This window comes from Bacillus sp. NPDC057893 (genome assembly GCF_042796455.1).
Classification (GTDB): domain Bacteria; phylum Bacillota; class Bacilli; order Bacillales; family Bacillaceae_G; genus Bacillus_A.
This window is the reverse complement of the sequence record NZ_JBHVNG010000014.1, coordinates 26545-48769: the sequence shown is the minus strand read 5'-3', so window position 1 is coordinate 48769 and position 22225 is coordinate 26545. Positions and strand designations below refer to the sequence as shown.

Annotated in this window: 15 protein-coding genes, 5 pseudogenes and 2 riboswitches; of the genes and pseudogenes, 7 read left to right on the top strand and 13 right to left on the bottom strand. The window is 32.3% G+C overall.

Features of this window, described 5'->3' with window-relative positions; translation table 11 throughout:
- Positions 1–41: 41 nt before the first annotated feature.
- Positions 42–314, top strand: a pseudogene (locus ACFVQC_RS27430) (alpha/beta fold hydrolase); the annotation flags it as partial.
- A gap of 544 nt (positions 315–858) precedes the next feature.
- Entirely contained in the window at positions 859–2448 is a 1590-nt protein-coding gene (locus ACFVQC_RS27425; protein WP_377899859.1) for a bifunctional metallophosphatase/5'-nucleotidase, read from the top strand.
- A 601-nt stretch (positions 2449–3049) separates the two neighbouring features.
- Here ACFVQC_RS27425 and ACFVQC_RS27420 read toward each other — a convergent pair.
- Positions 3050–3757, bottom strand: a pseudogene (locus ACFVQC_RS27420) (IS6 family transposase).
- A 430-nt stretch (positions 3758–4187) separates the two neighbouring features.
- Complete coding sequence (locus ACFVQC_RS27415; RefSeq protein ID WP_377895552.1) at positions 4188–5315, bottom strand: FtsW/RodA/SpoVE family cell cycle protein; 1128 nt, start codon at positions 5313–5315, stop codon at positions 4188–4190.
- A 188-nt stretch (positions 5316–5503) separates the two neighbouring features.
- Positions 5504–5680, bottom strand: a riboswitch (M-box (ykoK) riboswitch).
- A 522-nt stretch (positions 5681–6202) separates the two neighbouring features.
- Positions 6203–6370: riboswitch (M-box (ykoK) riboswitch) on the top strand.
- A gap of 278 nt (positions 6371–6648) precedes the next feature.
- On the opposite strand from ACFVQC_RS27415, the gene mgtE reads away from it, so the two are divergent.
- Positions 6649–7977: a magnesium transporter gene (mgtE, locus tag ACFVQC_RS27410; protein ID WP_377895549.1), complete on the top strand. Its 1329-nt coding sequence runs from the start codon at positions 6649–6651 to the stop codon at positions 7975–7977.
- A gap of 160 nt (positions 7978–8137) precedes the next feature.
- On the top strand, positions 8138–9223 hold the full coding sequence (locus ACFVQC_RS27405) for a phosphodiester glycosidase family protein (protein WP_377895547.1): 1086 nt from the start codon (positions 8138–8140) through the stop codon (positions 9221–9223).
- 361 nt (positions 9224–9584) lie between these two features.
- On the opposite strand, the gene ACFVQC_RS27400 is transcribed toward ACFVQC_RS27405, so the two are convergent.
- Positions 9585–10418: a peptidoglycan-binding protein gene (locus tag ACFVQC_RS27400; protein ID WP_377895545.1), complete on the bottom strand. Its 834-nt coding sequence runs from the start codon at positions 10416–10418 to the stop codon at positions 9585–9587.
- A 626-nt stretch (positions 10419–11044) separates the two neighbouring features.
- Here ACFVQC_RS27400 and ACFVQC_RS27395 point away from each other — a divergent pair.
- Positions 11045–11359 (top strand): annotated as a pseudogene (locus ACFVQC_RS27395) (peptidoglycan-binding protein); the annotation flags it as partial.
- 157 nt (positions 11360–11516) lie between these two features.
- Positions 11517–12449 carry a M23 family metallopeptidase gene (locus tag ACFVQC_RS27390; protein ID WP_377899858.1) on the top strand — a complete coding sequence of 311 codons (933 nt, stop codon included), beginning with the start codon at positions 11517–11519 and terminating at the stop codon, positions 12447–12449.
- Positions 12450–13206: 757 nt separating this feature from the next.
- On the opposite strand, the gene xerS is transcribed toward ACFVQC_RS27390, so the two are convergent.
- The 5 genes from xerS to ACFVQC_RS27365 all read right to left on the bottom strand — a co-directional run bounded on the left by xerS (position 13207) and on the right by ACFVQC_RS27365 (position 17226).
- Entirely contained in the window at positions 13207–14283 is a 1077-nt protein-coding gene (xerS, locus tag ACFVQC_RS27385; RefSeq protein WP_377895541.1) for a tyrosine recombinase XerS, read from the bottom strand.
- A gap of 1294 nt (positions 14284–15577) precedes the next feature.
- Positions 15578–15793 (bottom strand): bacteriocin immunity protein, encoded by a 216-nt coding sequence (locus ACFVQC_RS27380; protein WP_377895539.1) that lies wholly within the window; start codon positions 15791–15793, stop codon positions 15578–15580.
- Positions 15794–16005: 212 nt separating this feature from the next.
- Positions 16006–16257 (bottom strand): hypothetical protein, encoded by a 252-nt coding sequence (locus ACFVQC_RS27375; RefSeq protein ID WP_377899856.1) that lies wholly within the window; start codon positions 16255–16257, stop codon positions 16006–16008.
- On the bottom strand, positions 16209–16412 hold the full coding sequence (locus tag ACFVQC_RS27370; RefSeq protein WP_377899855.1) for a hypothetical protein: 204 nt from the start codon (positions 16410–16412) through the stop codon (positions 16209–16211). Before ACFVQC_RS27370 ends, ACFVQC_RS27375 begins: the two co-directional genes overlap by 49 nt.
- A 100-nt stretch (positions 16413–16512) precedes the next feature.
- A complete protein-coding gene (locus ACFVQC_RS27365) occupies positions 16513–17226 on the bottom strand; it encodes a M15 family metallopeptidase (RefSeq protein ID WP_071735009.1) in 714 nt (237 codons plus the stop codon).
- Between the two features lie 258 nt (positions 17227–17484).
- On the opposite strand from ACFVQC_RS27365, the pseudogene ACFVQC_RS27360 reads away from it, so the two are divergent.
- Positions 17485–17738 (top strand): annotated as a pseudogene (locus tag ACFVQC_RS27360) (SunI/YnzG family protein).
- A 176-nt stretch (positions 17739–17914) separates the two neighbouring features.
- Here ACFVQC_RS27360 and ACFVQC_RS27355 read toward each other — a convergent pair.
- From ACFVQC_RS27355 to ACFVQC_RS27335, 5 genes and pseudogenes are all read right to left on the bottom strand, one after another.
- On the bottom strand, positions 17915–18547 hold the full coding sequence (locus ACFVQC_RS27355) for a hypothetical protein (RefSeq protein ID WP_377899854.1): 633 nt from the start codon (positions 18545–18547) through the stop codon (positions 17915–17917).
- Between the two features lie 346 nt (positions 18548–18893).
- Complete coding sequence (locus ACFVQC_RS27350; protein ID WP_377899853.1) at positions 18894–19418, bottom strand: GNAT family N-acetyltransferase; 525 nt, start codon at positions 19416–19418, stop codon at positions 18894–18896.
- A gap of 257 nt (positions 19419–19675) precedes the next feature.
- Positions 19676–19957, bottom strand: a pseudogene (locus tag ACFVQC_RS27345) (hypothetical protein); the annotation flags it as partial.
- A 92-nt stretch (positions 19958–20049) separates the two neighbouring features.
- A complete protein-coding gene (locus ACFVQC_RS27340) occupies positions 20050–20610 on the bottom strand; it encodes a hypothetical protein (protein WP_377899852.1) in 561 nt (186 codons plus the stop codon).
- A 250-nt stretch (positions 20611–20860) separates the two neighbouring features.
- Positions 20861–22159: a PIN-like domain-containing protein gene (locus ACFVQC_RS27335; protein WP_377899850.1), complete on the bottom strand. Its 1299-nt coding sequence runs from the start codon at positions 22157–22159 to the stop codon at positions 20861–20863.
- Positions 22160–22225: the final 66 nt, after the last annotated feature.

Here is a 22225-nt window from a genome sequence, read left to right as displayed (position 1 = left end):
CTATAATATCTTATTTAATATTAATTTATACAGAAATACATGTTGCAGCTAGTGGATCCCCTAAAGGAACGCTCGATTGTATTACCGCCTTTAGTATGACCGATTTTAGAAAAGACTTGGAAAAGTTCAATATACCTACTCTTATTATTCACGGTGACTCTGATGCAACTGTACCTTTTGAGTTAAGTGGAAAACGCACATATGATTCCATTCCTGGTAGTAAACTCGCTCTTATAAAAGGTGGTCCTCATGGATTAAACGCAACTCATGCAAAAGAATTTAATGAAGCATTATTAACATTTTTAAAAGACTAATCTTTGATGAACTACCGGAGGCGGCTCAACAGTAATATCAAGAATAATTACATGAACTTATCGATTAGAGGTTTTTTAGGTCTCTTAGGGGTATTGCTACATTGCTATCAAGATAATATTTTGAAGAATCCTCAAAACAAAGAAATGTACATTTCATCTGGAGATGTACATTTTCTCGTTTTGGGGAAGAATGTATTTCTCAACATCGAAAGATTCATAAAAAACGTCATCCTTTCTAGTTAGCTTTTTAGAAAGAATAACGTTTTTTTACTTTTGGGGGTAGTTAAGTTTCTTAAGTTGATTGGCATGGGGGGGCCCTTTACATCCTAATCAAAAAACGTAGGCTCAAGCCTACCAATATTCATCTCCCACCTAAAATGGACGTTTTACACCTTCACATTTTTGAGGAAGGAGTCTTTTGTCGGAAAACAATAAAATCTTATTAATTTTTATAATTAGTAGAATTTTTATAGAAATAATCCTCTTAATCTATTAAGATTATATCGTATGATGTCAGATTTGTAATAAGGGGAGAGAAAATTTTATGTTGAAAAAAATCATTCAAGTTGCTTTAGCATTAAGTACAGTTACTTTTTCAAGTGTATTTGCTGCGCCTTCAGTTCAAGCAAGTACAGAGCCAAACCGCTACATAGATGTACAAATGCTCGGTATTAACGATTTACATGGGCAACTAGACACTGTAAAGAAAATTAACAATAAAGATGCAGGGGGAATCGAGTACTTAGGGGCTTATTTACGTGATCGTGAAAAACAAAATCCGAATACAATAAAGGTTCAAGTTGGCGATGCTGTTGGAGCAAGTCCTCCTGTTTCAGCATTATTACAAGACGAACCCACGATTGAATTTCTAAATGATTTAAAATTTGATGTTGGAACCATAGGAAATCATGAATTTGATGAAGGCATTGAAGAAATGAAGCGCCTTATTTATGGTGGATACCATGAAAAAACAGGGAATTTTAAAGGAGCAAAATTCCCATATGTAGCCGCAAATTTCTATAATAAATCCACCGGTCGTCTATTTTTACCACCATTTACTATCAAAAAGGTACAAGGAGTTCCTGTTGGCTTTATCGGAGTCGTAACAACAGATGTTCCTAACCTTGTTATGCCTACTATGCTAAAGAATGTAGAAATTACAGATGAAGTTGAAGCCATTAACAAATCCGTAAAACAATTGAAAAAACTAGGCGTTAAATCTATCGTTGTTCTTGCGCATAACGGAGGTACAACAAATGAGAACGGTGTAACAAATGGTGATATCGTCCGATTAGCAAATGAGACTGATCCAGAAGTCGATATTATTTTTGGAGGGCATAGCCACACCTATGTAAATGGAACTGTTAATAATAAACTTGTCGTACAAGCAAATTCTTATGGTATGGCTTTTGCTGATGTTGATGTAAAGATTGATCGTAAGACACAAGATATTGTTGAGAAAAAAGCAGAAATTGTTACAACTTACCATGAAGGCATAGAGCCTGATAAAAAAATAAAGAAGAAAATTGAGAAATATCAAGAAAAAATCGCACCTCTTGTCAATGAAGTTGTTGGTAAGTCTACCGCTCCACTAGATCGCAAACTAAATACAGCTGGTGAATCTAATCTCGGTAATTTAGTTGCTGATGCCCAACGTGCAACAATGCAATCCCAAGTTGCTCTTATGAACCCTGGTGGTATTCGTAATGACTTAGATGCTGGTGATATTACATGGGGAGAGGTATATGGCATTCAACCATTCGGAAATCAATTAGTAAAAGTTAATTTAACAGGGCAAGACATTCGTGATATTTTAAATCAACAATGGCAAAAAGACATAACAAGAATGCTTCAAATTTCCGGGATCCAATACACTTGGGATGCGAACAAGCCAAATGGAGAAAAAGTCACAAGTATCCGCTTAACAAATGGAGAAGAAATTATTCCTTCTAAAACTTACAGCGTCGTTGCGAATGCATTTCTGGCTTCAGGCGGAGATGGATTTGTGTCATTTAAAAATGGGAAAGATGCTGAAACAGGACCAACTGATTTTGAAGCATTAGTAGAATATATAAAACAAGCAAAAGAACCAATTCAGCCTATTATTGATGGAAGAATTCAAAAAATAAATTAGTTTTTCATTAATATCAAAACACCTAGATTACCTGTTCGCTAGACTTTTTAGTGTGCAGGTAATCTGTTTTTTTGTGTGGATTTGAAATAAAGTCTTACCGTAGTCAATGGATTTAGCGTCTTGATGCAGAGTGCCGAAAAAAAGTGAAGTAAACAAAAAATAGCTCCAAAATCAACTATTATTATTTATTTTGCAGCTATTTTTTGTTTACGTTTAAATGACAACGTAAAAATTATTGATTGGTTGATTCTACCTCAAGAGTTATTCGTGCAGATCTATATCGAAAATATCTATTGTATTCACATATTCTATAGCAAAATCTAGAAAACAGTGCAAATAATATAACTAATGTTTTTCATATTACTCTCTTTATCTTTGTATATGGAAATTATAGTGAATTTTTTATAGTGAAGAAATTGATTTTAGTAACATTAATATTACAAAACTGCAATGTTTATTAGGGGTCACATCCACTCAAAAAATCCAGTCATAAAAAAAGAGGGAGAAGGCATCTTTTATTGAAGTTTGTTTATAATAGGGTTCTGGTGCAAAGATTGCATTTATTTGAAAGAGGTATATAGATTCCTAATGGAATCTATTCTTATGCAACCATTCCGAATAGTTGATGAATAAACTTCACTTCATTTTGGACAGACTTGTCTCCTAAAATAAGTTGGCCTTTTTTAATGCTATGCATCGCTTCTATTCCTGAAAGAATAGATTTAGCTGTACGATAAGATTTCAATCCTAACATTGAACGAACTCTCTTTTTAATAAAACGATGATCTTGCTCTACAATGTTATTAAGGTATTTTACCTGCCTTATTTGGATGCCTACAGGCATCTTTTTCTCTGTCTTCAACTCTTCAATCGCTATAGGATAGGCCGGGTTTTTGTCCACTGTAATCACACGGGGCTTTGAAACATGAAAAGACTGCAAAGCTTTCTTGAAAAAACGCTTTGCAGCCCTATGATCTCTTGTTTTGCTTAAATGAAAATCAATTGTATTTCCTTTTGAATCAACAGCAAGATATAGGTACATCCATTGACCTTTGACTTTCACATACGTCTCATCGACTCGCCAAGAATCATTGGTTGACTTAAGATGACGTCGTACTCGCTTATCTAATTCGGGACCATATTGATGAACCCATCGCATGATAGTTGTATGAGCAAGGGATAGCCCGCGTTCTTCCATCCTTTCGACTAAATCACGAAAACTGAGGTTATACCGTAGGTATCATCTCACGGTTAATAAAATAATATCCGGTTGATAATGTTTCCACTTGAATAGATTTTGCTTTTCCATACCAATCACATCCTTTTTTAGAGTACTAGTATCAGTATGTCCAAGTTTAGGAGGTTACTTACAAGCGTTTTGGAGTGTTTGCACCAGAACCGGATTTTGTAGGTAGAAAACATATCCCGGTAATTCAAATCAGTTCATATTTATCTAGTCATTATGGATAATTATAGGAAATAATGACGTCTTTTTATGAATCTTTCGATTCTTGACAAATTTTAACCGATTGCTGAAGAACTACAACGACATATGCCTCCTCATGCTTTAAAATACCTGGCCAAATAAAAAGGGAAGATTAACTTAAAACTGTTCGCTTACTTCATACGTTAAATATTTCCAGGTGAAAATCGGTATAAAATATATAATCGAAGATTGGTAAATAAGTTTAAAAATTTAATAACCCAGTATATTTTATGAAACAATATAAGTATATTAACTATATATCCTGAGGTGAAAATCTTATTTTATCGAAAATTGAGATATTAAGTAATATTCCTATTGCTATTAAATTAACCATTAAAGAACTTCCGCCAAAACTCACAAATGGAAATGGGGTACCCGTAAGAGGAAATAGTCCCGTAATACCACCTAAATTTACGATTGATTGCATACCAATCATACATCCTATACCAATTGCTATAAAACTGCCGAATGGATCTTCACATAATTGTGCAATTTTTAAGGAGCGAAGTACTATAGTCAAAACTCCAGCCAATATAATAAATACACCAATAAATCCTAGTTCTTCAGAAACTATTGCCATTATAAAATCAGTATGTGGTTCTGGGAGATACCCAGTTTTTTGAATGCTATTTCCGAATCCACGTCCCGTAATTCCTCCTGAACCAATGGCAATAAAAGAATTTACAAGCTGATATCCATTTCCTTGCGCATCAACAAAGGGATTGAATATTGTAGTAATACGTGTCTTTTGAACTTCTGACAAACTATATTGAATTAAAATATATAAAATAGGTAACCACAAAATAGAACCGATTATAATTCTTTTGATTAATAGATTTATATTTATTCCAGAGCAAAGAAATATGCTAAAACCTATACCTAATATTAAAAGTGCGGATCCTAAATTTGGCTGTTTAAAGATAAGAAAAAAAATTGTAGCTAAAAAAAATAAAAGTTTTCCGCTACCACTCCAAATATTTTTAGCTTGTTCTTGTCGTAATGCAAAAAAACGGGCTGTTACAAGTATTGTTCCTAATTTAAGAAATTCAGCTGGCTGTATTCCAAAAATCCATGATTGAGCATTATTTACCACTTTTCCTTTCCATAAAACCATAATTAATAAAAAAATCCCCCCAACCATAATACATATAGAGACTATTCGTTTTTTCCATATTTCATATGGGAGAATAGCACAAACTATTAACCCTATTGTTCCTAAAAATAGCTTTGTTAATTGAGAATCAACAAAATGTCTACTGTTATAACCGTAATGTTGGACAGCGACAATGGAGCTCGCACTATACATCATGATAATACCTAAAGTACATGTTATGAATAGAGGGAGGAGCAATAGATAATCGAGTTTTAATATTTTTTTCATTTTAATATCCTCCTGATTTACATTAACACTTAATATTTCATTTGCTAATGAATAGAATCTTGTTCTCATCAATTACTAAATAGTATTTTAATTTTGAGAGATTCTATCGCTTACACCCTGTTTTCTTACGCAAAAATCCCCCCTAGTTACATACTAGGGAGGATTTAAATTGGCATGACTAAATAAAGCTTTTCTCCCCCTAGTAGAGCTTTGGCACTATACAACGTAAAGTAATGGAAATTCATTACTTAGCTATCTTAAGAAGAGCCTTAATCCGACAATTCCTGTTCTACCCATTGGCGTCTTTCGACATTTTTGGGCAATAGCCTGTGTTTGTATAGGAGCCTCACCTAACAGGTTTAGCAATATAAATTTTATGTATTTGTTTCGTGTAGCCAGCATAAATACTTTTTTTTTGCTTGTCAAGTAAGCCTATTGCTAATTTTATATTCTTTATTTCTTTATAACTCTTTAAGAGGTGATGTGGGAAATTGTATTTAATCGTCTCATATAGATACTTATTTTCGACTTGTAGTGTATAGTTTGATTAAGTAACTTAACTATATAAATTTGATAAACAGTAAAAAAGATTTTAATCATAAAATAAGATTTTTTGAAGAATGTTCTTTTGAAGTACGGAATGACTAATGATTCAGCTTCTGCTATAAAGTTACAAATTAATCATAAACAATAAATTTCTTATACGAAATTTCATATGTTTTATAACGTTTTTTCGAACTAATTGTATTTAAATTTTATATCTTTTAAGCAGAATTTCAAATTTGTAATAGAATCTAATTACATTTCTCTAAAAAAGAATTTTTTATGAATCAAATCGAAAGTTAGTTGACAAATATTAAATTCTGGTTTAAATTTTGAAGTAATTCAATAATCTTTGTTAGGTGAGGCTCCTGTATAGAGAAACGCTGCTGCCCAAAAATGTCGAGAGACGCCAATGGGTCAACAGGAACGGTCGGATTAAGGCCCTTTTTAATGTAGCTGGTTATAAAAACCTATGCTATACAGTGCTAAAACTCAACGAGGGAGTGGTATACGATTTGATAGAAAGGCACCTCTGGGATTTTTGCAGAGCTGTCTTAATAATCATTTATTTGTATTGTAAAAAAACCTTTACTCCTTTTTGAGTAAGGTTTTTTTTGTTTAATGTTATTTATTTTTATCTTGTCTATATTCAAAAAGGAGGTAGTTCTAAATAATAAATTGATTGCAATGTAACTATTAATGCTCTAATCAAAATTTTAGACAGATAAAATAATACAAAACCACTCATGAAACTCTAGAGTCTCCCTTAGCAATATGAGGAGGAGTTAACATGAAGAAATTATTAAATGAATTACTTGTAACCCAAAATGATTTGGATGCAGATAAAGTTTTACGTCATCCGTCGTATGATGTTGCGCAAGAAATAAAACGGTTTTCAATTGAAGATCAAGTCATATTACTAGATAAGATTCCTGTATTAAAAAGCTCAAAAATTCTTCAACATTTGAGTTCAAAAGAAAAATATAATATCTTAATTCACTTATCTGAAAACAAAGCTAAAAAGTTACTAAATTTACAACCGATTGATGAAACAGTAGATCTACTTCTAGCGGTTCATCCGGAAAAACAAGCTAAATTAATGGCGTATCTAAATAAAATTACAAAACATAATGTAAAAAAATTAATGGCTTTCAAACCTGAAACTGCAGGAAGTCTTGTCACAAGTGATTATGTTGCAGTTAGAGGGAATTGGTCAGTAAAAATTACATTGAAGTACATTAGGGAACATTCTGAAAATGTAGAATCAATATCTTATATTTATGTTCTTGATAGTCATGGTTATCTTAAGGGAATCGTTTCCATACATGAGTTATTACTAGCAGCAGATGAAGAGATATTATCTACTATCATGATTCGAGAGGTGATTTCAGTACCCGCTGAGGTTGATCAGCAAGAAGTTGTAAAAAAGCTACTGAATTATAATTTAGCAGCAATACCCGTAACAACAGCAAATAATGAAATGATTGGTATTATAACATTTGATGACGTAATGAATGTTATGGAAGCAGAAGCTACAGAAGATATCCAAAAGTTAGGCGGAAGTGAACCATTAAATCAATCTTACTTTGAATCTAGTATTTGGAGCATTTTCTTTAAACGTCTACCATGGTTATTGCTTCTTTTTGTTGCTGAGGCATATACAGGTACAGTACTAAAGTATTTTGAAGACGAAATTGAAACAGTGGTTGCCCTTGCTTTCTTTGTTCCATTATTAGTAGGTACTGGAGGGAATACAGGAACACAGGTTGTAGCAACAATTACTCGTGCAATCGGTATTGGAGAGGTGAAATTTAAAGACATTTTCCGTGTAATGAAAAAGGAATTTGCAATTGGCATGCTTCTCGGACTTGCACTTGGGGTAGCTGGGCTCATTCGTGCTTATATGTTAGGAGTTGGAACAGAAGTTGCACAAGTTGTAGCAATCACTTTATTATTTATTGTTATTTGGGCTTCGCTTGTCGCAGCTGTTTTACCTTTGATTTTGAGAAAATTTAAATTAGATCCTGCAGTCGTTTCTGGTCCATTTATTACAACATTTGTTGACGGAACAGGATTAGTAATATATTTCTTGGTTGCAAAAACTTTATTAAATTTGTAAATATAAACTGAAATAAATAAGAAATATAGAATAAGTATTTTGCCTTGCTTGCTAAGACATAGTGGGGAACTCGGGAATAAGGGAAACAAACACTTTTGTCTTTAGGTAAATAATATTTTAAAGGATTCATTGAATGTAATTAATGCCGGAGGATAAAACTATGAAACATCTAAGAAAAATCTTCAAACGAATTTTGCTTCTTCTTTCTATTTTCATGCTTATTGGCATAGGAATATTATTTGGTACTAACTATGGCCGAGATCTTCGTGTAACAATGGCTGGGAGTATACTAACTTCTCAGCATCCACAATATGCGAAATATACATTTCTATCCCAAAAGGAACTAGATAAACTGCAAGATAGAATTAATCATCCGAAATGGTCAAACAGTGATGAGGCTATTTATAAAAAAATAGCAGGAAAAAGATTAGAAGAACTAAAAAATCAGCCATTAAAAATTGATGTAGAAACGATTAAAAGTAACAAAGATAGTCGTTTTCTTTTCGAAGGAAAATTAGTCACTATTAGTAACCCTTTCAATGTTAAACTTGTTAGCCATCAAGGGACACAGGGCGATAAAAGGGGAGAAAAAATTAGCGTAATGGCAAAACGTAATAATTCACTTGTTGCTGTGAATGCAAGTGGATTTGCTGATGAAACAGGAAGGGGTGGAGGAAATATTGCAACTGGAATAGTAATAGAAAATGGGAAAGCAATTGATACAAATATAGATAAAAATACCCCTACAATTATTACGGGCTTAACAAAGTTTGGACAAATGATAACAGGGAATTATTCTACCCAACAACTTTTGGATAAACAAGTCTTTTCCGCAGCAGGATTTATGCCACAGTTAATTGTAAATGGAGAAAAAATGATAACAGAAGGGGATGGTGGTTGGGGCTCTGCTCCACGAAGTATTATGGCCCAAAAAGAAGATGGTACAATAATGTTTCTAGTGATAGACGGTAGGCAAACACATAGCATAGGTGCCACGTTAAAAGAGTGTCAAGATATTCTATATGAAAAAGGAGCAATAAATGCAATGGCTATGGATGGAGGATCTTCTGCTACGCTATATTTAGGGGGAAAGGTTATAAATTCACCATCCACATTATCTCATGAAGATCGTTATTTACCGAATGCTTGGGTGGTAACAGCAAATTCGAAGCAAAAAATACAAATGACAATAGATGGGGAAAAGATAAATCCAAAAACATTAGATGAAATTGGTACAGATATATAAAATAATTTATGAATTACTTATTATATTAAATGGGATTATATTGACCAAAATTAAGGTTCAAAACCGTAGAACGTATTGATGTATAAAATTTGCGAAATGACGTCAGTACACAAAAAAGAGAAAGAGAAATGGAAATAACACTAATCTATTTGATAAAATTCACAAAAAGATTAGTGTTATTTTTAATACAGTTACATTTTCATGTTCTTTTAACCCGAAAGGCCACCTAATTTTAACCATTAAGATTTTCAAGACCTTTCATTAACTTCCTTCCATAAGGGCTGCCTAATCCTGTACATGCATCTCACCTGGAAGATGCTTTTTTCTTTATGAATAGAAATGATTTAAGTTACATGAAAAGCTATATATTCAAAATAGGAGGGGTAATACCGTTAAGGAGATCCCAAGTACTTAATCCAAAAGAATATTCGAAATGCGGATAATCAATTAGGGTAGTAAAACGCCCACCCCAATTTAAACCAAGTTGCTCTCCTATATACCCCATTTGCTTGAATTTTTTGATGTCACCCCAAGGTATAGAGTTATTTTCGTAAGGTGCAGCATCAAAGGCTAATCCCCAATTGTGATATGATTCCCCGCCTCGAGCGTTTGTAACCTTTTTACCCGATTTCCATCTTCCTAAAGAAAATAACCGGTCTTGTTCACTCCAGCTCCTAAACATTGAATATATTCGAACATCTAAGCCATTAGTTTTTGTTAATTGAAGAAACTCTTTAGCCAACATCTCCACATATGGGTGTAAGGATTGTAAATGATTAGAGCTAGTATAAAATTCAGATTGAGAATTGGGATTAAATAATTTGTGGCGTGTTCTTGGTGTAATATCTCCAGAAGGGTATAAATTTTGCTCTTTTTGGTATTCTTGTGTGGCTTGGGTAGTTGATGCATCGAATATCCCATTAAGTGCTCCAAAATAAATCCCTATAGATTGCAGCTTCTTTTGTATTAATAATACGTTCTCAAACAATGATTTCCAAGTGTTAACTTCTACTATTCCATTAGGATTTAATTTAGTTTTTTCTTGGAAAATTTTTGTGCATTTATTTGTTTTTTCATCAAAAAAGCCGGTAATAGCAAGTTTCTCGTAGTTTACTCCCAAACCGCTTAAATTTAATTGGAGAACTGTTACATAATAGCCTGCAGAGCCTAGTTTAAGAGTGGGCAAACTCTCCATATTTCACCCCTTGACTTTAGAATACTGTTATTTATTATAGTTGAATTGAACTTTAATATGACAGGTACTAATCGTAAAAGAATAAAATTAATTTTATTAAAATTACAATTAGGAATTGCTCTTTAAAAGAAATAGCGGTTAATATTTTCAGTTGTATTCACACAACTTGCTAAAATTAAAGTTACTTTATTTAAATATTTGTAAGTAGTTTTTTCTATTCCTTAAATATAGATTTTAAAGAAATAATTCAAAAAAAGTGCTTTATAAATCAACTGAAATCTTTAATTCATAACTTTCTTTGTTATAAGCATGTATAGATTTGAATTACATAAAATTATCTTTGTAAATAAGGTTATTTAACTTTTATAGTATGCAAAAAAAGTATAACTAGATTAATCTTTTGGATTGAAGAATTATTTTGGATAGATTAGCAGGAAGTGGTCAAGTAAAAATAGAGTAGTCCATACTTATTTTTAAAAAAATCTAGAGAATCTTTAAAGAAAATAGGCAATTATATGATTTCAAAAAATAGATTTGAGCATAATATCATGGATAAAGGGCCTTTTTATTTTGTTTATATACTAGAGTTTTAATATAAATAGGATTTAACGAGAGGAGAGGTGAATTTGTATAATTCTCATCCATATTCTTCAGGAGATTATAAACCACCATATTCTATAGCAGGAGTGAGTGATGAAGGGCAGGAAGCTTTTTATCGGAAACCAAGTGGAAAGATATTTGCAAAAATATATGAAAAAGACACAGAAAAACCTATTAAGGGTGTCAAAGTATCAATTTATAAAATGACAAATGAAGGGCGTATTTTAGCTTCCCGACAAAGTGAGGTTCTTACTTTATATACGAATGAATTCGGTGAAACGAATACAGTTGCATTGCCTACGCCCCCTAAAGAGAATGCGACCGATCCTTTAGGACCTAAACTTTAACTTGATGGGCATGTGCTGTAGAAAATAATGAGTAATGTAACCGTATATTTGCAACAATGTGGTTGTAAACAGAACAAGGTTCAGGCACAATACTAAACACATTTTCATAGATTGTAATAATTTTCGACTCTAAAAAGGAGGTTTTAAAAAATTGACTTGTCCACCATTTAATATTATTCAGAAACCCCTCTATGTATATCAGAATGTGCCATTTAAAGTGTCACCAAATCAAATCAATATGATTAAACGTTGTGATAGTACCCATCCTGGTAAAGACTGGAGATTTGATGGTGCCGTGTTCGGTACACCTGTGTTTGCTATGGAATCAGGAACAGTATTATGGGCGATTACAGGTAACCCTTTGTGTCTATGTCACACTGATGCCCCTAATTTCATCGCTTGTTTACAGCAGAATTGCCCGCCAAATTCAATAGCCATCAGAAGTGACATTGATGGTGTTGTCACCGAATATGTCCACGTTCAACCAGAAGTAAGTGCAAATACCCATGTAACTGCAGGGCAGCGGATTGCTACGTTGGCAGCATCAGGTACCTTTACTGTTACAGGCAACGGCAGCCCAACACCTCATCTTCATATCAACCGTCTTTTAAATACGCAAGGGCCAGTGTGTAATCACGAATTCACCTGCAATTTTACAATCAAGGATACTAAAGATTCTTCTGTTCCACCGCCACCGTCACAATGCCCAAATCCAAATGGCTGGGGCTTAGCTAATGGCGTTTGGGTTTATTGTCAAAATGGTGTGAGGCAGCAAGGGTGGTTCACAGGAAGTGGTGGTAGCTCATTCCTTGCAGATAACAATGGAGTCTGGACAGGGTTTATAAGGACCAGTTTAGGAAAAATACAATACCGATATCTACGGGATCGAAATCTGCCTGTCTCAGATCCTAATGCTAATAGAGTGGCTAGAGGATGGGTATGTTCACTAGGTCAGTGGTGGTTTTTTGATAACAATGGAAACATGGTAACTAACACTTGGGAGCTTGACTCACAGGGTAAGTCTTGGTTTTTTGGTTCTAATGGTGCATGCGTAGGTTGTCCAACTTGCAATATTCAATCGTAATTTAGCTTGATATACCCCTAAATAGGATTTTTCTTTTTCTACAGGTAATTTCTTTGAAATATCAGGTCCTTTTTTTAGTTAATGAGGTATGTGGTGGCATCTTGCTATTTTGATATGCAATTAGGCATATTAACGGATTCATGGAATCATATCAATCCATTCAGATTTTCGAAGATGGAAGAGTGCATATTACTCATTAAAAATGACTTATATTATTTGATGCAAACCTGGATACAAGGATGAAGTCTCAGCATATGATTTAGGAGCAATTACAGTTTGCTTCAATTCAAATTATGAGATAGTTTATTTTAACCTTTTTATATTATCTAAAAAGATCTTGTAGGGATTTCTACAAATTTTTTTGTTTTTCTAATTGAATATGAACTGATACTACTAAAAATCCCTTTTAAATAAAGCGATGTTTAATAGTATCTTACCTTATTAACAAAAGATATTCATGAAGGATCTACTTTCTTGTCTAAAAAGTATTCATTTTCGTATCTTTCTGCAGTACATAAAAAATAGAATAAAGAAAACTGTTCGTTAAAAAAGTATTTAATGTAACCAACAATTGTAGGAGTCTTAAATTTTCATTTATATTCCAATCAAGAGAGAGTCTTTATATACCAATTATAGTAGGATTCGAATTATGTATTTTTTACATAATAAAATCAAATTTAAAACGAATAATAAATAGCGTTTAAATCCATAAGTCTGTAAAAGGATAAAAGTTCAACAATGCAAAATTGCTGAACTTTTATTCTTTATTCTTTCCTATTCTGCCTAAACTATCTTTAATAGTTGTTTCCCCAAGTTGTGTATATAGCAAAGCTGTATCTTGACTCGTATGCCCAAGTTGCTGCATCACTTGTAATGAATCTTTTTCTTCCATATATAATTTATTTGCCAATGTATGTCTTAATTTATGAGGAGACATTCTTTTTCCATAGGCCTTAGTATATTTTTCTACTATATCTTGGATAGCTCTAACTGAAAGAGGTTGTGCAGTATGTTTATATTTCGATAAAAACACATTTTTTAATTCTTTCCCTGGAGCATATTTGTTATCTCTGATTTCCATATACTTTTCAAGATCATTCAATGCAATTGGGGTAATCCATACAGAATCTTCTTTGTTTCCTTTTCGGATTACATCAATTAGTCTTTCTTTTAAGTTTATATCTTCCATACGAAGATCGGCCAATTCGCTTACTCGAATACCACTACCAAGAAAGAGGGAGAGGATAGCTACATCACGATCTTTATCTCTTAGGAAATAGAACAACTGATGTTTTGTTAAAGATTTTTCATGTTCATATTTAACGTAATTCAAAAATTCTTGATCGTCATCATTATGGAATATTTTAGATCTCATACGTTTTGCACGAGCATTTAATGTTTCTTTATCTTTATGTATTTCTATTTTAGCCATTACATTTCTATAAAAATAACATTCTCCATCTTCATTCTCTGATAGGGAGGTAAGGTACTTAAATAAAGACTTTAAGGCCGAAATTTTTCTGTTAACAGAGGAATTCTGCATGTTTTGTTGTAATTTTAAAAATCTCATAAAGTTCTCAACATCTTTTTTCTTTAAACTCTCCAGATCAGAGAAAGATATGTCTTTAATAGGTTTTAATTCAATAATTTGTTCGGATAATAACCAATTAAAGAAGACTCTAAAATCATATACATAATTCAGTAGGGTGGAGGGAGAGGCATCATGCAATTCTTTGTACTCCACAAATTCTTCTATGTAAAAGGGCATTTCATTTAGATTCTCGTATAATTTTTTACGATGTACGGATTTTTGACGTTGCTTGCTGTAATCCATAAAAATCACCTCATATATACTATAACAGAAAAAAGATACGAACACAAGTTCGCGTAAAATTAAATTTTTACACAGACTTATTTACATAATTAAATTATGGAATACTAATATTTACTCGAGATTGAATGGGATATTGTAGTCATTCTAATAAAATTTATAGATAACCAGGTGATAAATTTGTATTAAGCTATAAAAGCTAGTACAAAAATTACATATAAATGTATGTAAAATAAAACAATTTTCATATATAAATTCATACAAAATGAATACATGAAAACAGTATAAAAGTCGCTATAAAATAAGAATTGGTTAATTTAATCATGATTAATCAGGAGTTAGTTAGATCAACACAAGAAAAACGCTTATATTTTAAAATGTAATTCACTATAAAAATTGTTTATGAATAATTCAGCATATGATTATTTTTATATAAAATATGTATTATATAGGCGTATACAAATATACTAAAACCGATGCATCTGACCTTGAAATCGATAGACACTGTATTAGATTTTCATATGACTATCATACTGTTCGTAAAATTGGTATTTCGTGCGAAGTTGTAAGTGTTTGTTTTTTCACCTTTTTATAAACGCAGCATTCACCTTATCTTCTGTCAGTATGAATATTTTTTATCTCATTTATATTTAACTATGCATATAAAATAATTTTGTGTTTATTTCTAGGACATAGCCAGTATATATCATTTTAATACGAAACAGTTAACTTTAACTCCTTAAGACTAAATAGATTGTGTTTTTCACAAAACTTAATTGTTATGATGTTGAATAGAGCGTTTCCTTTAATTCTTTTTTATTGTAATTGGTTTAGCTGAGCGTTCCTCTAAATGTGATTTTAATACAGATTTCAAAATATAGCTTCTAAATTCCTCATTCTGTCTCAATGATATAAGTATTCTTTTCATTTTGAGATTTATTCCCACTCGTTTTTTACATAACCTATAATATAGGTTATGTAAACTAACAAAAAGTAAGTTATTGTGGATAGCTTTATATCAGTAGATTTCCAGCAACATTCCTCTCCCTACCAGTAAATGATACTAATTCCAACGCGTACTATGCTATGTACACAATAACCATGGCAAAACGCATTACATAACAGCTAATGAAGCCTATGTATAGGTTAATGATTTGTATTTTCTGGAATTTAATAAGAGGCAGGACTCAAGTGCGAGTTCTCCCCCCTGATTTGCTGAATTTTTAACTCATCCTAATTTTCATCTAAAAAAGCATTAACTTTATTTATATAGCAAGAATAACAATTCATTCAAATTCTAAAGCTGTATCGGTTTATATGCTAATGCTATATCTACAATTTGTTCTGAACTAAGATCTTTATCATTCCAATATATTAGATCACTTACTTCTGGATGTGGGACATTTCTTTCTACAGCTTCTAACATTTCATCAATCTCCTCTTCAGTTCCTTCACATTCTACAATTTTACCAACTAGATTTATCAGTTCTTCCCTTGTTATTTCATCAAACATACATTTCACTCCTTATTTATTAAAATTGAAAACTTTGCTCAAAGTGCATTCTTCGAGACGATATTACTATATTATCTAAATCGCAACGCCACCTCAGTTTGGGATTGTACCAATTTAATCATCCAATATTCTTACTACATGTATTAGATTGTTGAGATCGTAGTTTTAATGTTTGTCAGTGACTTAAAGTAAAAATGGCCCGTTTATGATGATTAATCACAAACAGACCATTTTCCGCAATTGGGACAAAGTATAACAGAGAAGCCTACAAAATCATCGTAATTCTCTTCAATTTCAATTCTTAATAATGAAATATCCCCACCATAGATAATCTCAAAAAACGGTTTATGTACGGCATACAGTCTTTCATCTACTAAAACTGTAATCCATGTATCACTTACTATATCACTCGGTGTTACCTCGTTCCGTATGGTTTCTGTTTCATGTAAGTTGAATCCATACATCCGCATTCACACTCATCATCATGACACACACCAATATGCCGTAAATCACTGTACTCTAGTATATATCGTTTTATTTTATGATGATCCACCTGGATAGCAATTGCGTTTGCACCAGAAGCATATGCATGCGTAAATTTATTCCCTAATAGCTTCATAACAACCACCATGCCTTTTTAGAAAAATTGTATTAATTATCACCAATATTATTTTGTCGAACAAAATATATACATTCTTCAAGCGATTAAATATCTCCTCTTATTTCATATTCATATATTCTTCTAAAGTTAAGTGTTTCTTATATATATTTTCAGCAATATCTCCAACGTAGCGTATGTGCCAAGGCTCATACGCATATCCAGTAATACTCTCCTTACCTTTTGGGTAACGAATGATAAACCCTGCACGATGTGCGTTATCTTTTAGCCATTTGCCTTCCTTCGTATTCGCAAAGGATAGCTCTAGTTCATTGTTCGCGCTTTTAGAAGAAACATCCATTGTTAACCCTGTTTGATGTTCACTATGTCCAGGCTTTGCCGAGAAACGATCCGTATGCTCTTGCCCATTCTTTTTAACATTGCTGGCATACAGATTCTTTTGATACTCATAGGAACGAAATCCTGAAACTGCATTCAGCTGAATTCCTTCTTGTTTTGCTAAATCAAATAACTTTTCTAGTGCGTCAGCTGCCTCTTTACGAAGGTGACTCTTTTCTACCGTTCCACTAAATGAGAATGGTACATTTGGGACAACTAAATCATTTGGCTTATAGTTTTCAGGCAATCCATATTCCTTATTCACTACAGCCTCTATACTAGCAAAAGAACTTTCTTTCTCTTTATTTATGGAGTTTTCACGATTTTCATAGTTTGTCCTATTTGGTCCTTTACCAATAGATATGTTGGTGTAAAGAATAAAAATACCTAACACCACAATCATACAAGTGAAGATTCCTACTAATTTAAGTCTCATAATTCATATCCTTCCTGCCACTCTAAATGTTTCTCGTTCATCATACTGCAACCATATCAAATTCATATTAACTTGATGTGAACTTTTGTTCTTAACATATTTTATAACAGAAAGACAGCATATCCTTCTATACGTTGGAAAGGCTTTAGATACGAACACGTAGAAACCAATTCTACTCATACATATAGATAAATAATCTAAAAATTTGTATAATAAGATTAAAAGTGTAGCATTCTATTATAGAAAGGTATTGGTATAATGCTAGGTATTGATGTAAAAAAACAGAAGAAGAATTAATAATTAAATGGCAATTGGCGAAGGTTACAATCCCATTACGTGATTTGCTTGAAGTTACCGAAGATGCTACCTATGCGGGAGTTGAAGAACCAACTGCAATCCGTATTGGAACAGCATATGGGACAACTGACCGTATATTAATTAGAACTGTAAAACAAAATTATGTATTATTTACTACAAACAAAGTGTCGATTTTAAAAGCTATTCTTGCTTAAATATGGTCATATAAATAGAATCAAACAAAGTTCGTATAAAACAAAGGAGAGAAGTCATAGAATAGACTCCTCTCCTTTGTTTTATTGAAATGGATATTATAATCCATACTCACTTAAATATAGCTTATACAACATAAGAACGTCTTACTTTTTTGAATCTGATATTACTAATCAAATTAAGACCAAATCCACACATCATCATTATTTTGAGTGCTATTGTTTACCTCATGCACTTTTTCGATGTGATCAACTGTGTTGTAATTAATAGAAATGCCGCCCCAGCCTACATACTTCATATCAATTTTCACTTTCTCACCTGTTTTAAATACTTGTCCCTTTGTTAAGAACACGTCAATAACGTCTTTCTCCCCATTTTGTGATGGATACTCAACTACGACATATTTAGTAGCACTGTCTTCCATCGTACCTACTTCTGATATTTCACCAATCACATAATCAGGTGAGCCATTTTCTTTCAAATGCATACCTAATTTATTTGTCGTATTCTCAACCTCTGTTGCAATCATAAATTCTGTAAAATTACGCATCATAGAACCAGTCGCTTTTACTTTGTCTCCTACTTTCACATTCGAAAGATTTTCTATATACACACTTACAGGTTCTTCGTATTGTTTAGATTTCACAACTATTACACCATTATCTACTTCTACTACGCGTCCTTCTAACGTTGAGAAATTCGTTTCAACAGAAGCTGCACTCGCTTTTGTTGCTTCTAGTCCTGGTAGATTCGTTCCTGATAATGCTGCGATCCCTAAAGCACCTGCTAAGATTAATTTTTTCATACCCATTCTATAACATCTCCATTCATGTTGATTGTATTTGTTTGATTGGTACCACCAAACCGTAACCATTATAGTTACAGGCCGTGTGGGATTGCAACCATTTTAGACATGCAATCTTGCATATCATTATCCTAGAATATAAAAATATGAGCTCGCGGCCTTTAATTTGTGTAATTTTAATTAAGTTATTTTATTTAACAATAAATTGTGGAAGCTTTTCTATATTTGAAATTATCAAGAACGAAATTTACAAAAGTTAATGAATTAAAGGGCATAATATATTAGTCATATATAATATGCCCTTTGTTATTCAACTAACTCACCCGTTAGCATAACAAAATCACTACGTCTATTACTTCAAATCAGAGGATAACATTCCATATACAAGACTATCTGTCCATTCATTTTTACTCCAAAAATCTTGTATAAAATGGGCTTCTTTTCTCATGCCTATTCGTTCACACAATTTTCGGGAAGCTGTATTACGTGCATCAAGATTAGCTTGTATACGATGTACATTAAATTCATCAAATAATTTAAATACCAAACTACTTACTGCTTCTGTTGCCAAACCTCTCCCAGCTACTTCATTTGAAAAACTATAACCAATCTCAACAGTGTCTTTCATATCTGTGTACCATACGGATAGATCACCAACCACTTTAGTATTGTATATGACTGCCAAACTTAATATCGATTCTTTTGTGAGTACATTGTTTGCTAGCTTCTTATCAAATCTTTTCTGCATATCTTCATGAGTCCACTTATTATGTAATAGGTACTTACATGTATCATCATTATTATAAATAGCGAATACATCCTGTAAATCAGCACTCTTAAAAGGTCTAATTATTAATCTTTCTGTTCTGATTTCCAAGTTGGCTCTCCTCCCTTACATTCATTCTACAAAACAATTTTTACAGTATTGAAACCTCCTTCTAAGATTTCACCTAGATTACATATTTCATCATAGTAAATTAAAATCCTTCTTCCACTAACTGCACCGTTAGCTGCATAAGAAAAAGAGCTACAATCGCAGCTCTTAAATTACTATTGCATCAATTAGTTGAATAACATATTTCAATATCTGTATAACTAATCTAATATGTATAAGAAAAGAGGATATTTTCCTTATTAAAACCAAATCCACACATCATCATTATTTTGAGTAATATTGTTTACTTCATGCACTTTTTCGATGTGATCCACTGTGTTGTAATTAATAGAAATGCCGCCCCAGTCTACATACTTCATATCAATTTCAACTTTCTCACCTGTTTTAAATATTAGTCCCTTTGTTATGAACACGTCAATAACTTCTTTCTCCCCATTTGGTGATGGATACTCAACTACGATATAATTAGTAGCATTGTCTCCCACCGCACCTACTTCAGATCCTTCACCAATCATAGAGTCAGATTAACATAGACAATCGAAAAAATCGAAAAAGGCCTCTATATTACGGGACTTACAACGTAAGAGGGTTTCAAACTATCCAAATCAATCGATTAATTTTTACTCTTTTCATAATCTGAATTTCCAGTACCGTATTTTTTCATGAAGTCTTTGAATGACAAAATTTCTTTTACTGTGTCTTTGTTCATTGGTGCAACAACTTCTTTCTCATCAAAATAATTAACTATCCTAGAAGAAATATCTACGGCCTTTTCAGATGAAACGACTATAACAAATCCACGCAAGCCTTTCTCCCAAAAATACGTTGAGCCAATAACGTCTGCACTTTTTGTAAATGATGACCACCGATTATTAAAGTAAATCGCCTCAATATCATTGTCGACTAACCAGTTCTTATATTTTTCAGCATAGACTTCGTGATGATTTGCTTGGTCATCATAATCAGAAAGCTGGGGCTCTTCCTTACCGCCTGTATGAACCCTAAATAGTAACGTTTTAGGCTCAACTATTAAATCTTGCAGCTCATCATTACTGCTACTCTTTATCTTATTAATTATTTCTAGCCATTTCTCATCAAAATAAGTTAAACTATCTTCATCTTTAACTCCTATACTCCGATTATGCCAATCTATAATTATTTTCTCTATGTCCATATTTATTAAATCCTTACCTTTTATAATAATGTAATACCAAAATTCAAAATAAAATTACATGTAATTTTATTTAAATACGTACCCCAATCCACTTTAAAAGTCGATTCAAACCATTTATTTTTATGTATATGCATTATATTCACCATAAACATGAAACGAATAAAATAAAGCTTCCTAATTAATTGACTGCTATTCTGTATTAAATTTCAATAAAAAATAGCAGTCAATCTCCAAACAATTAAATAAGGTCTCAAACTAAACAGTAATTTGATTCTTCCACATTTTCCACAGATACATTATTTAACGTTAATTGATATTCTTCTTTATCAATGTTAATTTCAATAGAAAACACAATTGCCATTTCTAAATTATATGTACTTTCTCTCCCATGCTCTTCACTATAGTCTTCACGAATGGTTGCATGGGCTGTCATAAAGCAATTTCCAGATATACTAATATTAATCTTTTCATTATCAAAGTCTACATTATAATCTTCTACAACTATCTCTTCAGGAACCAAGTCATTAATTTCTGCAAATAAACCCATTTCCATATAATCTTGTATTTGACCATCATGTGTAAGTATAGATTCAATTGACCACGAAGAGTTATCTAGTAAGTATTCCTCGATAAATTCCTCTGCATTTAATTCTATTTTAGTGTGAAAATCAGAAATTTTGTTCACCCTTGAATAATGCGCAATAAACTCCTTCATAGGAATCATCAGCATTTTATTTTCACCTTTAACGTAATCCTCAAATTCTGCAATTAATTCAGGCCTCGGCGCTTCAATAAGCTTATTTTCAGCTTTTAATTGCCACCAATCTTCTTTACTATCAGAAGTCGTAAAAATTATTGACCTTTTCTCGTCTTTTGCTTTTTTCAAAATGGATTCCCATATAATTAAATCACCATAAGGTTTTTTAGGATCCTGTTTCTCACCCCTCTTTCCTTCTTTATCCTTATCCATGTATCCAGGTGGTATTAGATAATGGTATCTCTTTTGACCCTCATCACAAATCTCCAGTATCTTTTTACTCGATAATGATGTAGCCACTTGTTTTTCATCCATTAAACAATTAATAAACAAATCCATATTGTCACTTTTCATTAGGTTTTTATTCTTATCCATTTCACTCTTAATTTCTTCTTTGTAACTCCCTACTTCGCTCTGAATTGATTTAATATGTGGTACAACCTTTTCCATTAACTCATGAATTTTAGGAAATTCAAATTTCCCGTATTGACTTATTTGAGTGCTAACTTTTCTATTAAATTCATTTGTCATATTAATTATTTGTTTAGATACCTCATTATATTTATTTTGGTTAGTATTCTTCACTTCATTATGATTACTTTTAAATTCTGAATAAACCTGGTATGGAATCCAAATTCTTTCTTTGATTGATTGCAAAACAATTAGCATTTCATACGATGTTTGCGAACTGTATCTATAATAATCTAAAAAGAAGCAGCTATCTATTACAACTATTGGATTTTCATCTTCAATAAACGCTCTGAATTTTTCGAATTCAAATAAATGTGTCAATTAATACTCCCCCTAAAGCGCATGGATTGATCTATACAAATTTTGCAGTATAAATACTGTACTACC